At 41.5% G+C, this 14,525-nt stretch carries 11 protein-coding genes; 8 read left to right on the top strand and 3 right to left on the bottom strand.

The window, feature by feature from the left end; all coding sequences use genetic code 11:
* Positions 1-69 precede the first annotated feature (69 nt).
* From ACTNC6_RS05580 to pap, 5 genes are all read left to right on the top strand, one after another.
* Positions 70-1,233 (top strand): CDP-glycerol glycerophosphotransferase family protein, encoded by a 1,164-nt coding sequence (locus ACTNC6_RS05580; RefSeq protein ID WP_441034386.1) that lies wholly within the window; start codon positions 70-72, stop codon positions 1,231-1,233.
* Positions 1,217-3,607: a CDP-glycerol glycerophosphotransferase family protein gene (locus tag ACTNC6_RS05575; RefSeq protein WP_441043416.1), complete on the top strand. Its 2,391-nt coding sequence runs from the start codon at positions 1,217-1,219 to the stop codon at positions 3,605-3,607. Before ACTNC6_RS05580 ends, ACTNC6_RS05575 begins: the two co-directional genes overlap by 17 nt.
* Before the next feature lie 218 nt (positions 3,608-3,825).
* Positions 3,826-6,132, top strand: a complete 2,307-nt coding sequence (locus ACTNC6_RS05570) for a LicD family protein (RefSeq protein ID WP_441043415.1) — start codon at positions 3,826-3,828, stop codon at positions 6,130-6,132.
* Positions 6,129-7,289 (top strand): hypothetical protein, encoded by a 1,161-nt coding sequence (locus tag ACTNC6_RS05565; RefSeq protein ID WP_441043414.1) that lies wholly within the window; start codon positions 6,129-6,131, stop codon positions 7,287-7,289. Before ACTNC6_RS05570 ends, ACTNC6_RS05565 begins: the two co-directional genes overlap by 4 nt.
* 18 nt (positions 7,290-7,307) lie before the next feature.
* Positions 7,308-8,780: a polyphosphate:AMP phosphotransferase gene (gene pap, locus ACTNC6_RS05560; RefSeq protein ID WP_441034378.1), complete on the top strand. Its 1,473-nt coding sequence runs from the start codon at positions 7,308-7,310 to the stop codon at positions 8,778-8,780.
* A gap of 73 nt (positions 8,781-8,853) precedes the next feature.
* On the opposite strand, the gene sigG is transcribed toward pap, so the two are convergent.
* Both sigG and ACTNC6_RS05550 read right to left on the bottom strand, forming a co-directional pair.
* Positions 8,854-9,633 (bottom strand): RNA polymerase sporulation sigma factor SigG, encoded by a 780-nt coding sequence (gene sigG / locus ACTNC6_RS05555; protein ID WP_186994467.1) that lies wholly within the window; start codon positions 9,631-9,633, stop codon positions 8,854-8,856.
* Positions 9,634-9,766: 133 nt separating this feature from the next.
* Positions 9,767-10,018, bottom strand: coding sequence for a PRC-barrel domain-containing protein (locus ACTNC6_RS05550; protein WP_173743772.1), 252 nt, complete (start codon positions 10,016-10,018; stop codon positions 9,767-9,769).
* Positions 10,019-10,190: 172 nt separating this feature from the next.
* On the opposite strand from ACTNC6_RS05550, the gene nrdR reads away from it, so the two are divergent.
* Positions 10,191-10,640: a transcriptional regulator NrdR gene (gene nrdR / locus ACTNC6_RS05545; protein WP_173743773.1), complete on the top strand. Its 450-nt coding sequence runs from the start codon at positions 10,191-10,193 to the stop codon at positions 10,638-10,640.
* Between the two features lie 52 nt (positions 10,641-10,692).
* On the opposite strand, the gene gdhA is transcribed toward nrdR, so the two are convergent.
* On the bottom strand, positions 10,693-12,027 hold the full coding sequence (gdhA, locus tag ACTNC6_RS05540) for an NADP-specific glutamate dehydrogenase (protein WP_173743774.1): 1,335 nt from the start codon (positions 12,025-12,027) through the stop codon (positions 10,693-10,695).
* Positions 12,028-12,258: 231 nt separating this feature from the next.
* Between gdhA and ACTNC6_RS05535 the strand changes: the two genes are divergently transcribed.
* The gene (locus ACTNC6_RS05535; RefSeq protein ID WP_441043413.1) at positions 12,259-13,620 is read left to right on the top strand and encodes a citrate/2-methylcitrate synthase; all 1,362 of its coding nucleotides are present in this window, start codon (positions 12,259-12,261) and stop codon (positions 13,618-13,620) included.
* Between the two features lie 44 nt (positions 13,621-13,664).
* Positions 13,665-14,525, top strand: coding sequence for a patatin-like phospholipase family protein (locus ACTNC6_RS05530; RefSeq protein ID WP_441043412.1), 861 nt, complete (start codon positions 13,665-13,667; stop codon positions 14,523-14,525).

Raw genomic sequence — 14,525 nt, 5'->3', positions numbered from 1 at the left:
GGTCCTGCCAGCCCACAAAAGGGCAGACAGGATTTTTTGAAAATATGACAGACAAGAGAGGAACCATGAATGGGAAAGCTAGGTGGCTTGATAAAAACACAATTAGTAAAAAATAAGAAAAAGAGAAAGCCAGATCCCAGGGTGTGGATTTTTTCTTCTACAGATAATTCACATTATAATTATAATTCCCGTTATTTGTTTGAATATGTCAGGGCTGAACTTCCGGAGATCACTCCTTATTTTGTGATCAATGATGATCAACTCAGGAGAAAGCTGTCAGAACAATATGGGGAGAAATATTTTATAGAGACAAACTCCGGACAGGGGATCCAAAAAGTGCTGGAAGCAGGAGTCTGGTTTACTTCTGCCGGATTGCCGGTATATGGTACCCATCTGAACAGGGACAGAGTGATCGTGAATCTGTGGCATGGGATTCCCCTGAAAAAAATAGCATTGATGGATCCCAACCTTGGTAAAATGGCCAGAGTTTATTTCCGGAAAATATTTACAGAGAATTATACCTGGATCCTGACCTGTTCCAAAGCGCTGATTCCGATTATGGCAGAGAGCTTTGCCATTGAACAGGAAAAAATCAAAGTCTGGGGTCAGCCCCGCAATGATATGCTCTTTAAAGAAAACGCAGCAAAAGAAATCCTGAAAAAAATATATCCTGACCTTCCGGAATACAGAGGAATTATTTTGTATGCTCCAACTTTTAGGGATTATGCTTCTACAGAATTGTTTCCCTTTGAGGATTATGATAAGGATAAGCTGGAAGCATTTCTGGAAAAGGAAAAACTGCTTATCTGTCTGCGGACTCATATCAGTGAGAAGGGAACTGCAGAAAAATATCTTTCCGGACGTGTTGTATATCTGGGAAATGAACAGATGGAAGATATTATGGAAATCCTGAATATTTTTGATCTTCTGATCACAGATTATTCCAGTATCTATATTGATTATCTGATCCTCAACAGACCGATGATTTTCCTTCCCTATGACAAAGAGAAATATCTGCAGGGAAGAGGAATGAATTTTGAATATGATAAGGTTACTCCCGGTGCAAAACCGGAATCTCTCAGGGAATTTATGGATAGGATCCATGAGACATTCAGTGGAAAGGATCCCTATTTTGCTGAGAGACAAAGATGCAATGACTTTTTTAATGAGGTCAGGCAGCCTTGCATGCAAAAGATATGTGAGGAGGTAAAAGCATATGTCCATATTGACTAAAATAAAAACAAAGCTGAAAAGCGGAACCTGGTATCCTTTTTATAATAGCTTTTATGAAAAAGAGAAAATCGATCCTAAAATGGTCCTGCTGGAATCACGCAGCGGACGTGGACTGGAGAGTAATATCTTTGTCATTCTGCAGGAGCTGAATAAAAAGGAATATGAGGATTATCCTGTGATCCTGGCTGTAAGGAAAGGATATGAATCAGGTGTATGGGAAAAACTAAAGCATTATGGATTGAAGATTGACAAAATGATTCCTTTTGGCAGTATTTCTTATTATCGGTATTTGTCAAGGGCAGGATTTCTCATTAATGATTCTACTTTCCCGGGAAGATTTATAAAAAAAGAAGGACAGGTTTATCTGAATGTGTGGCATGGCACACCTCTGAAGTGCATGGGAAGAGACAATGTGGATGAGAGATACAGCATGGGGAATGTTATGAGAAATCTTCTGATGTCAGATTATCTTCTGTATCCAAACCGTTTTATGGAAGAGAAGATGACAGGTGCATATATGCTGCAGAACCTTTACCAGGGAGAAATCATCCATGACAGTTACCCGAGAAATGAGATATTTTTCCATAGTGAACAGGGCGAAAAATTAAAGAAAGAGCTGGGACTGCAGGGAAAGCAGATTACTGTCTATATGCCTACATTCAGAGGGAAAGCAGATGCGGTAGACAGTGACAGTGCTGTGGAGAGGGTAAAGGAGTACCTTCAGACCTGTGATCAGCTTCTCAGGGATGATCAGGTTCTTCTGGTGAAGCTTCATCCTTTTGTGGGAAATGCTCTGGAATTTCACAGCTACAGGCATATTCGCAGATTTCCTCAAGTGTATGATACCTATGATATCCTGAATATGTGTGATGTGCTGGTTACGGATTATTCCAGTGTAATGTATGATTTTGCCAACTCAGGTAAAAGAATCATTTTGTTTGCTTATGATATAGAAGACTATACAGGAAGCAGAGGAATGTATGAGGATATCCGTCAATATCCTTTTCCTCTGGTAAGAACAGCAGAAGAGCTTGTCAGCCTTCTGGACAGTCCGGGAGATTATCTGACCAGGGAATTTCGGGAAAAATACTGTACGTATGAAACCGGAGAGGGTGTGGGAAGGATCTGCCGCCATGTAATCCTGGGTGAGAAAGAATGCAGGGTATCCCATATGGCTTCTAACGGGCTGGAAAATGTTCTGATTTATGCAGGTGATTTTCAGCAGAATGGAATTACCATGTCCTTTCTGAATCTGATGAAGGAGCTGGATACAAATAAATACAATTATTTTATCTCCTACAGAATGAATTCCCTGAAAGATGCACCCTGGAGGCTTGATTGTCTGCCCAAAAATGCAAATGTATATCCTATAGCCAGCGAGATGAACATGGATGTGTTCACAGGTATCTGTCAGATGCTTTACCTGAAATTTGGAATTCGGAGTAAAAGACTTGGGCATGCTTATGACAGAGAGTGGAAAAAACATTTTGGTGATTCTGATTTTAAAGCAGTGGTTCATTATAATGGATACGAAAATTATATGATTTCTCTCATTGGCCATGCACCTTTCCGTAAAATCATATGGGTGCATAATGATATGGAAGAGGAATTAAAGGAGAAAAAAAATCCGTCAAGATATGTTTTGCAGGATGCATACAGTTCCTATGATCAGGTGGCAGCAGTCAGCAGGGATATTGTCCGGTCAGTATGCCGGATCGGTGGCAGAAAAGATAATATTACGGTAATCCCCAATTGTCAGGATTATGGTGGAATCTTACTGAGAGCCCAGGAACCTGTTGCTTTTGAGAAAGAGACCAGATGTACTGTTTCCAGGGACAGACTGACAGAGATACTGGATAAAAAAGACATAAAATTTATCAGTATCGGCAGGTATTCAGCTGAGAAACGCCATGACCGGCTGATGGAGGCTTTTGACAGATTCTGGAAGGAGCATAAGGATTCGTGGCTGATCATTATGGGAGGTGCAGGAAATCTGTATGAAGAAGCCTGCAGATCAGCAGAGAAATTGTCCTGTGCAGATCATATTATCCTGATCAAAACCATCCGCAATCCTATGCCTGTACTGAAAAAAGGAAATCTTTTTATTCTGTCATCGGATCATGAAGGACTTCCGGTAGTTTTGTTTGAAGCAGGAATATTGGGAGTTCCGGCCATTGCAACGGATGTTTCAGGTTCTCATTGCTTTATGGAGGATTACGGTGGTGTTCTTGTGGAGCCTTCGGTGGAAGGGGTCTACAGTGGAATGCTCCGTTTTATGGAAAAAGAGATTTGTCCGTTAACCATTAATTGTAAAGAAAATAATAAGAAATCATTGGAACTATTTTACGGACTTTTAAAAAATAGTTCAAATTAATATAGGAATATGATATAATATTTAAACGAATCAAGTAAGTCCCCTGATTCAATTGCGAAAGGCAATAAGCAGTGGGAGGGGACTTGCTTGTATCAGGAGGAGTGCAAGCTCCTTCTGATAAATTGCGAAGCAGTTATTCGGTTATGAGCAAGTAGCGAAGCGGATTGCGAATATCCGCTTGACGATAAAATGGTATGAACAATGAGAGAGGAAACTCAATGACTGAAAAGCAAAAACATCTTCTGCAATTGTTTCGGGAGATTGATGAAATTTGTAAAAAACATAATCTGCGTTATGTGATGGCAGGAGGAAGCCTGATCGGTGTAGTGCGAAATGAAGGCTTTATTCCCTGGGATGATGATGTGGATATTTATATGCCCAAAGCGGACTGGGATAAGCTGGTAGAGCTGGCACCAAAGGAACTTCCGCCCCACAGAGCAGTGCAGTGTGTAGATACAGACAGAAATTATACCAATACCTTTCCGAGATATGCATCTACGGATACCTGTGCTATTCACAGACATCAGATCATTGGAAAGGATAAGGCAGGGGAGATCATTGATGTGCTTACACTGGATCCCATACCTGCCGATGACAGAGAATATGAGAAATACAGAAATCATCTGATGGTCTATTCAGATCTGATCAATATTGCAGTGGTATATGGAAACCGGTATGAGGTACCGGTTACTCTGTATTTGAAATATTTACTGTCTTATCTGATCCTGGGCAAAGACAGAACTCTGAAAAAACTGGAAAAAATCATGTTTTCCTATAAAGAGGAGGAATGTGACAGATATGCCATGAGATGGGGCGGCTGTCCGTTCATGTTTGATAAAGATATGATGTTTCCGGTAAAATATGGGAAATTTGAGGGAATCGATGTAATGATACCCAATAAAGTCAGTGATTATCTGATCTGGCATTATGGAGATGAATGGTCTTATATTCCACCTCATGGAGAAAGGGAATCTCATGATTCTGTAGAATGCAGAAATATGAACTACGAGGAATTCCGCAAGGAATATATGCCTGGGATCAATACCTTTAAGCTTCGTAAGGATGCGGTATTTCGCAAAATATATTATATGGCTACTGCCAAACGTTCCCACAGATTGGTGAGAAAAAGACAGGAACTGATGGGAGAGCATATAAAAGAAGAACTGGAAAAACAGATCTGTGAAAGTAAAGTCTCATTGAATGAACTTCTGGAACACCGGGATTTCCATAAACTGGATCACATTTTTAAAGAATACTATCAGGTGCAGCTCAGCCCGGATTTTATAGGAAGAGAAGATTTTGTACACATTTACAGTTTCTACCATCCCTGTCTGATCAGGGTGGAAGATGAGACATTTCTGGCGGCAATGTATACACTTTTCTATACAGAGAGAGTTTCCAAAGCTTACCGTATGCTGAGAGTACGTGAGGCTGAAAAGGAACTTTTGCCGGAACAGAAGCAGCTTCTTGATGATATTATACTGTTTCGGGAGGCTGCCTGCCATTACGAATTCCGGGAAATGGATAGGTCGGAGGAGCTGATCGACAGGCTGTTGGAAAAGTATCCGGAGCATCCCTCTTTCCTGAAATTTAAAGTGCGTTTTCTGACAGAACAGGCGAAGCAGGATAAAAAGACAGCAAAGGCCAGGGAGTTTCTGGAATATTGTCTGGGGCTGTTTCCTAAGGATGGATATTTTCATAAATATGAGGGTGACCTGCTCTGGATCGAGGGACAGTGCAGAGATGCGCTGGAAATCTATGCAGAGGTAAGGGATAACACAAACAACGGAATTGTCTGGCTGGAACTGGAAAAATTTCTCCAGGAGTATAAGCTTCCTGCAATGCAGACCTGTCAGAGCCTGGTGGAAAACGGTGAAGCAAAGGAAGGCGTAGCACTGGCCGGGCTTTGGGAAAAACTTTTGCCTGGTGATATGGAAATAATGGGATATGGCAGCCTGGCCAGAGTAATGGCTGCTTTGAATGAGACAGCAGTTTGCCGGGAACTGGAGGATTTAAAGGGACTGATCAAAGAATATAAACAGGATTCTTCTTATTCAACAGAATCCAGAGAAGCAAGGATTTTGTACACAGCTATGGTGAATGGCAGAGAAAGACTGGGATTTTCTGCGAAAGCAGCAGAAAGTTATGCAGAGTTTCTTTTTACAGATAAGACAGAAGATCTGGAAAAACTGGAAACAAAAGTGAGAAAGCTTTGTTCTGACAGTAAAGAGGATGGAGAGTATTGCCTTATACTGGGAGAAATTCTTCTGAAAGAAGGTCTTACTAACCAGGCATTTTCTTTTTTCCTGAAAGGAAGAAAAACAGCTTCTGAGTATGTAGCACAGGAGCTGGACAGAATAATACTGCAGGATTTGAAAGAGGGAAGTAAAAGAGCTTCTGCTTATGCTGCCAGAGGAGATGCAAGAGAGTTTCTGGATTCCTGGCTTGGAAAATATGGAACTCTGGAAGAAATTCAGGACTTGATAAATACAATAAACAGACAAAGGAATGGGAGTTTAAATTGAACAGGGAACAACAAGTAATCCTTACACTGCTCAGAGAAATCGATGAGATCTGTGGTCAGAATGGAATCGAATGTTATCTGACACCACGCCTTGCTCTCCATGCAGTCAGAGGCGGTCACATGCCGGACAATCCATTTGCCGGTGGTGTATTAATGAAGGTATCGGACATAGAGAAATTCCGTCTGGCAGTCCAGAAGAGAAGCTGTTCCGGGAGAGCTCTGGAATCTATGTATGATAATAAACGCTTTCCAGGCTTCTTTCTCAGATATGAGGATACAAATACATTGTGCTTTCGTATGAACGAGGGTAGAAATTATCAGTATCCTGGTCTGGGAGTGGATATCTATCCTCTTCGAGGTAAAATAAAATCCAGGCTGAAACATTTATGGAACCGAAACCTGGAGACCGGATGGAAACAGTTTTCAGATGGCCGCTCAGAAGAGTATAACTGGAAAGAAAGATTGTGTAAAATTCCTGTGGGGCTTATGTTTCTGGGGGGACGCAGCCGTCTGGGAAAACATTTGTACAAAAAATTCTGTATCAATCAGAATGAATCCGAAGACGGAGAGTATGTGGTAAGGCTGAAAAATGCTACCTTATATTACCCGGCTCAGCTTTTTCAGAAAACAAAAAGAGTGTTTCTGGAGGAAACGGAATTTACCATACCTGAAGATGTGGATCAATATCTGCGTATCTGGTTTGGAAAAAAATATGAAAATAAAATCAATGATGTTTATGTTCCTCCCCTTACTGTCATGATCAGTACGCAGACAGGATGTGAAGATTTTATCAGTCGTCACAAAGCTCAGATCAGAGAGCTGGTAAAGGAAAGGAATGTCCAGTACCGTAAAGACAAAAAAGGCAGAAAAAGCCGTGAAAGCCTTGACTGGTCCTGGGAATATGTAAAATTAAAAGGAGAGGGAATCAATCTGGGGCAGGATTATAAAGAACATAAGAAATATCTTATGAATTTATATGAAAACCGGGATTACCTGCGGTTGTGGGATGCCCTGAAGCCCTATCATAATATGATGAATAAATACAGAAAGAAGGGAGAAGTGTATATTCCTGATCAGGAGATTTTCGATCTATATATGAAAACGTTGGCTGTTCGGGGAGAGGACAAACGGGTGAAACAGATAAAAAGTGCTATATAAAAAGTGGGAGGTAGAATTATGATTACGAATTGGAGTCCGGCCCGTGTACCGGAGAAGGAAGAAATCAGGGAACGTCTTGCTGCTGCAAGAGCACAGTTATATGAGTTTCAGATGAAGATCAAAGAACACAAAATACCGGTACTGGTGCTTTTTGAAGGCTGGGGGGCCTCAGGCAAGGGCAGTACCATTGGAAAAGTGATAAAAAATATTGATCCAAGATTTTTCAAGGTTGCTACCATGTCAGCACCCACAGAGGAAGAGAAGAGATATCCGTTTCTGTACAAGTATTTCAAACAGATCCCGGAAGCTGGAAAATTTACTTTCCTGGATTCAGGATGGATGGAACAGACCTGTCGGGAATGTCTGGAAGGAAAGTTGGAGGGCGAAGATTATGCAGCACGGATACAGAGCATTCAGCATTTTGAGAGACAGCTGACAGACAATGGATATCTGGTACTAAAATTCTTTATGCAGATCAACAGAGAGGAGCAGACCCACCGTATGGAACTGCTTCTGTCAGAAAAGGATACCAGATGGAGAGTATCCGAATTTGACAAATGGGAAAATGAACATTACAAGAAATGTGTAAAGGTATTTGATCGGTATATGACAGATACCAATGCGTCTTCTGCTCCATGGTATATCATTGATGCCTCTGACAGAAAATGGGCAGAGCTTCAGGTGCTGGAAACAATGGTAAGTAATATTCAGGTTGCCATGCAGAATCAGGCTCATTCCGTGCCGATCCTTCAGAATGTGTTTCCTCTGAAGAAAATGCCAAAGCTTGCGGAAATTGATCTGAAAGATAAGTTTCTGGAAGAGGAAGAGTATAAAAAAGAATTAAAGACTCTTCAGAAGAAATTGGGAGAGCTTCATAATCGTCTTTACCGTAAACGTATTCCGGTTATTATAACTTATGAGGGATGGGATGCAGCAGGTAAGGGCGGCAATATCAAACGTATTACAGAGGCACTGGATCCCAGAGGATATGAGGTGCATCCTATTGCCAGTCCGGAACCTCATGAGAAAGCCCGCCATTATCTGTGGCGCTTTTGGACCAGGCTGCCGAAGGATGGCCATATTGCTATTTTTGACAGAACCTGGTATGGCCGTGTAATGGTGGAGAGACTGGAAGGTTTCTGCAGTGAAAATGACTGGAAACGGGCTTATAATGAAATGAATGAGTTCGAAAAGGAATTGAAGGACTGGGGAGCTGTGATTATTAAATTCTGGGTACAGATAGATAAGGATACCCAGCTGGAACGCTTCAAAGAACGGCAGAATAACCCTGAGAAGCAGTGGAAGATCACAGATGAAGACTGGCGCAACAGAGATAAGTGGGATGAATATGAGATTGCAGTAAATGAAATGCTTCAGAAGACAAGTACGATCTTTGCACCTTGGCATGTACTGGAATCTGTAGATAAGAAATACGCCCGGATCAAGGCTCTTAAAATCGTAATTAAAGAAATTGAAAAAGCACTGAAATAGATTTGCAGATATGTAAGGCAGTTCGACAGGAAAGGGGAAGGATCTCCGGATGTCGGACTGCTTTTTTGCTGTGTCAGGGACGAAGATAATTCCGCATGGATTTCAGTGCTCCTTTTTCAAGACGGCTGACCTGGGCCTGGGAGATACCTACTTCCTTTGCCACCTCCATCTGAGTTTTTCCCTCGTAAAAGCGAAGCTGGATGATATGTCGTTCTCGTTCTCCCAGATGGTTCATAGCTTCACGTAGGGACAGATCCTCAATCCAGCGGTCTTCCCTGTTCTTTTTGTCGCTGATCTGATCCATCACATAGAGAGTATCTCCCCCCTCTGAATAAACCGGTTCAAAAAGACTGACCGGACTTTGGATGGCATCCATGGCGTAGACGATCATTTCTTTTTCAATTCCGATTTCTTCGGATATTTCGTTGATCGTAGGCTCTCTCAGATTCTGTTTCATGTATGCTTCTCTGGTATGAATGGCTTTGTAAGCAATATCTCTCAGCGAACGGCTGACCCGGATACTGTTATAGTCTCTCAGATAACGCCGCACTTCTCCTATGATCATGGGAACTGCATAGGTGGAAAATCTGACCTGAAGGGAAGTATCAAAATTATCGATTGCTTTGATCAGACCAATGCATCCGATCTGAAAGAGGTCATCCGGGTTTTCGTTGCTGTTTTGAAAACGTCTGATCACACTTAAGACAAGGCGAAGATTGCCTTTGATGTATAATTCTCTTGCCTGCGCATCTCCTTCCTTGATTCGTCGGAACAGGTCTGTTTTTTCTTCTGCTTTCAAAACAGGAAGCTTCGATGTGTTGACTCCGCAGATTTCTACTTTATTAAGTGCCATCGTTTGAATCCTCCTTATCGTTTCTTACTGTCTGTTGGAATTTACAGATAATAGAATGATTCTCAGAGAGGAGGACATTTATACTGTTTTAAACAAAATATAATAAATAAAAGGCCTTGACAAAGTCCGGCCTTTAGTTTTCACACAGACACTTTTCTTCGTCTATTTTTACCAGGATGATATCTTCTCCGATCTGGCAGATGCATTCCCAGGGGATGATGAATTCATCTCTGCCAAAGAGACAGCAGAATCTGCCGGGCCCGGGCAGGACAAGGGCAGAAAGGCAGCTGGTCCTGCAGTCAAATTCGATATCTATGGGACAACCCAGACTGCGGCAGGTACAGGTATTGATTACTTCTTTTTGCCTTAATTCACAGATACGCATAAAAAACCACCTGAATGATAAGAAAATGAATATTTTATAAATTTTATGTAATCCGAAAAGAATTTATGCATGTCCTTTTATTGACATATGAAATAAAGATAAAGTATAATAAATAATCATTAAGATACTGAGCTGTTATTAAATATCAAAACATCAGGGGGAATAGTCCGTTATGAAGTGTCCTTTTTGTAATCAGGATAATACCAGAGTTGTGGATTCAAGACCGGTAGAGGATACCAATTCTATCCGCCGCCGCCGTTTGTGTGATGTATGTGGCAGAAGATTTACTACATATGAAAAAGTAGAGTCCATTCCGCTGACTGTTATAAAGAAAGATCAGAATCGAGAGCAATATGACAGGGGAAAGATTCAGGCAGGAATTCTCCGGGCCTGTTACAAGAGACCCATTCCTATTGAAAAAATAGAAGAGATGATGGATGCCATAGAGGGTGAAATCTTTAATACAGAGGAAAAGGAAATTTCCAGTACCAGAATTGGAGAGATTGTTATGGAGCATCTGAAGGAACTGGATGCAGTAGCTTATGTGCGTTTTGCTTCTGTGTACAGGGAATTCAAGGATGTGAGTACTTTTATGGATGAACTTAAGAAATTTATGAATTAATAAAAAAGGGTGCAGATGCACCCTTTTTATATTTCCAATATATGATTAAAGATCAGACAATACCCTGAGCGATCATGGCATCTACAACCTTCTCGAAACCTGCAATATTAGCACCAACTACATAGTTTCCTGCCATATCGTAACGTTTAGAAGCACTGTCAACCTTCTGGAAGATATCGATCATAATCTGATGAAGCTTTGCGTCAACCTCTTCAGCTGTCCAGGAAAGTCTTGCGGAGTTCTGGCTCATTTCCAGAGCAGAAGTAGCAACGCCACCTGCGTTAGCTGCCTTACCAGGCATGAAGATGATGCCATTGTTCATGACATAATTTGTAGCTTCCAGAGTTGTAGGCATGTTAGCACCCTCTGCAATATATTTACAGCCATTTGCAACCAGCACCTTTGCACCGTCAACATCCAGCTCATTCTGAGTTGCACATGGAAGGTAGATATCACATTTGATATTCCAGATACCCTTGCCTTCTGTATAAGAAGCACCCTCAACACGGTCAGCATATTCTTTGATACGTCCGCGTTTTACTTCTTTGATATCTTTTACAACATCCAGATTGATTCCGTTAGGATCATAGATATATCCGTTGGAGTCGCACATTGCAACAACCTTGCCGCCAAGCTGAGTAGCTTTCTGTACAGCATAGATAGCAACATTACCGGAACCTGTTACAGTGATAGTCTTACCGGAAATGGTATCGTTGTTTGCTTTTACCATTTCATTCAGCATATATACAAGACCATAGCCTGTAGCTTCTGTACGAACCAGAGAACCGCCATAGGAAAGTCCTTTACCTGTAAGTACGCCTTCATACAGACCTGTGTTACGTTTGTACTGTCCATAGAGGAATCCGATCTCACGTCCGCCAACACCGATATCACCGGCAGGAACGTCCATGTCAGCACCGATATATTTGGAAAGCTCAGTCATAAAGCTCTGGCAGAATGCCATAACTTCTCTGTCAGATTTACCCTTAGGATCAAAGTTGGAACCACCTTTACCGCCTCCGATAGGAAGTCCTGTAAGGGAGTTTTTGAAAATCTGCTCAAAACCTAAGAATTTAAGAATACCCTGGTTAACAGATGGATGGAATCTTAAACCACCCTTGTACGGTCCGATTGCACTGTTGAACTGTACACGGTATCCTTTGTTAACCTGTACAACGCCCTTGTCATCAATCCACGGAACACGGAAGGAGATAATTCTTTCCGGCTCAACCAGACGTTCCAGAATAGAAAGACTGCGATATTTTTCTTCATTTTTTTCGATTACAACTTTAAGAGAATCAAGAACTTCTTTTACTGCCTGGTGAAATTCAGGCTCGTTTGGGTTCTGTGCAACGACTCTCTCGTATACTTCATCAGTATAAGACATTGTTATTCCTCCTCATCTATTGTAATGATTTTGCTTTGAACGACGTTATTATACACTAATGTGCTAAAAATGGAAAGAGGGAAAGAAAAAAAACTGAAATTTTTTAAAAAATTTGTGTGTAGACCGAAATGGAAAACAATGCTATAATTTATTTATGACGTACAAAATACGGTGATTGGAATGAGGAGGGCCCATTATCGAAAAAGCAGAGAAGAAAGGGGAATATAGTATATGGCAGGATTTAAAACAAAAGTGACACCGGAAATTGAAAAACTTACAGATATCTGTAGGGATAATACCAGTCTGGATCTGTCGTTATATGCAAAATATGATGTAAAGAGAGGCCTGAGAGATATAAATGGTAAAGGCGTTCTCGCAGGTCTGACTCAGGTTTCAAATATTCAGGCCACAAAGATGGTAGATGGCAAAGAGGTTCCCTGTGAGGGAAAGCTTTCCTACAGAGGCTATGATATCAAAGATCTGACCAAAGGATTTATACAGGATGACAGATATGGCTTCGAGGAAGTGGCATACCTGCTTCTGTTCGGAAAACTTCCGGATAAACAGCAGCTTATGGATTTCACAGAACTTCTGGCTAACCAGAGATCACTTCCTACCAATTTTGTCAGGGACGTAATCATGAAGGCTCCCAGCAAAGATATTATGAATGGACTTTCCAGAAGCGTTCTGACTCTGTATTCGTATGACCATAATCCGGATGATACCTCTTTGCCAAATGTACTGCGGCAGTGTCTGAATCTGATCAGCGTTTTTCCGTTGTTATCTGTATATGGATATCAGGCATACAATCATTATGTAAAGGGAAAAAGTCTTTATATCCATAATCCCAAGAAGGATCTGACAACAGCTGAAAACATTTTGCGTATGTTGAGACCGGATAAGAAGTATACCCATCTGGAAGCAAAGATTCTGGATATTGCGTTGATTCTTCACATGGAGCATGGCGGTGGAAATAACTCTACCTTTACTACTCATGTAGTATCTTCTTCCGGTACAGATACCTATTCTGCCATTGCAGCAGCTCTTGGTTCACTGAAGGGTCCAAAGCATGGTGGCGCCAATATTAAAGTAGTAAGTATGTTTAATGACATGAAGAAAGAAGTGAAGGACTGGACAGATGAAGATGAGGTTCGTGTGTATCTCAGAAAATTACTCCATAAGGAGGCTTTTGACAGAAAGGGTCTGATCTATGGAATGGGGCATGCGATTTATTCAGTATCTGATCCAAGAGCCGAAGTGTTTAAAACATATGTGGAGACTCTGGCCAGAGAAAAGGGAAGGATGAAAGACTATGCCCTTTATTCTATGGTAGAGCGTCTGGCACCTGAAGTAATTGCCGAGGAAAGAAGAATTTATAAAGGTGTTAGTGCAAATGTGGACTTTTACAGTGGTTTCGTGTACAGTATGCTGGATCTGCCACTGGAATTATATACACCTATGTTTGCAGTTGCACGTATTGTGGGCTGGAGTGCCCATCGAATGGAAGAGCTCATCAATGCGGACAAGATCATTCGCCCGGCATACAAAAATGTGCTGGCACCAAGTGTTTATGTGCCTCTTGCTGAGCGCTGAACTGATAGGATAGAAATACGCTTTTGAAAGGATTAGTGAGGAAAATGACAAATAATAATGAGACAGCGTTAATTCTGGAAGGCGGTGGTACACGGGGGGTGTTCACGTCCGGAGTGCTGGACTGTCTGATGAAACATCAGATAGAGTTTCCTTATGTAACAGGAGTTTCAGCAGGGGCCTGTAATGCAGTGGATTATGTATCCGGGCAGATTGGCCGGACGAAGGCCTGTGTGATCACAGAGGATAAGAATAATAGCTACATAGGCCTGAAGCAGACTTTGAAGAATAAAACTCTGTTTGATATGGACATGCTGTTTGAACGATACCCCAATGAGATTTTTCCTTTTGATTATGATGCTTATTTTAATTCCGGAAAAAAATGTGAACTGGTAGTGACGGATTGCATTACCGGCCAGGCAAAATATCTGGAGGAAAGAAATGACAGAAAACGTCTGATGGATATCTGCCGTGCGTCTTCCAGTATTCCTCTGGTATGCCCTATGGTGATGATTGACGGGATACCCTGTGTGGACGGCGGTGTAGCAGATTCCATTCCCGTGGTTCATGCCATGAAGGAGGGGTACCGCAAGAATGTGGTGATTCTTACCAGGAATTATGGCTATCGAAAAAAGAAGCCTGGAGAGAGTAAGGCTGTTTATATGGCTGCTTTTCACAAATATCCCAATCTGCTGAACAGTCTTTTGAACCGATACCGGAATTATAACAGGACACTGGAACTGATTGAGAAATGGGAAAAGGAAGGGCATATCTATGTGGTCCGTCCAGAAATCAAAACTGTTTCCAGAACTGAAAAGAATCCGAAAGTTCTTACAGAATTTTATAAGCATGGATATGACCTGATGGAGCAGAAGCTGGATGGTCTGCTGGAATATCTTGGAAATTAG

Source organism: Blautia sp. HCP3S3_C4 (assembly GCF_052064095.1).
GTDB lineage: Bacteria > Bacillota > Clostridia > Lachnospirales > Lachnospiraceae > Blautia_A.
The sequence above is the reverse complement of the archived record's forward strand: the minus strand, read 5'-3'. Positions and strand labels throughout refer to the sequence as shown.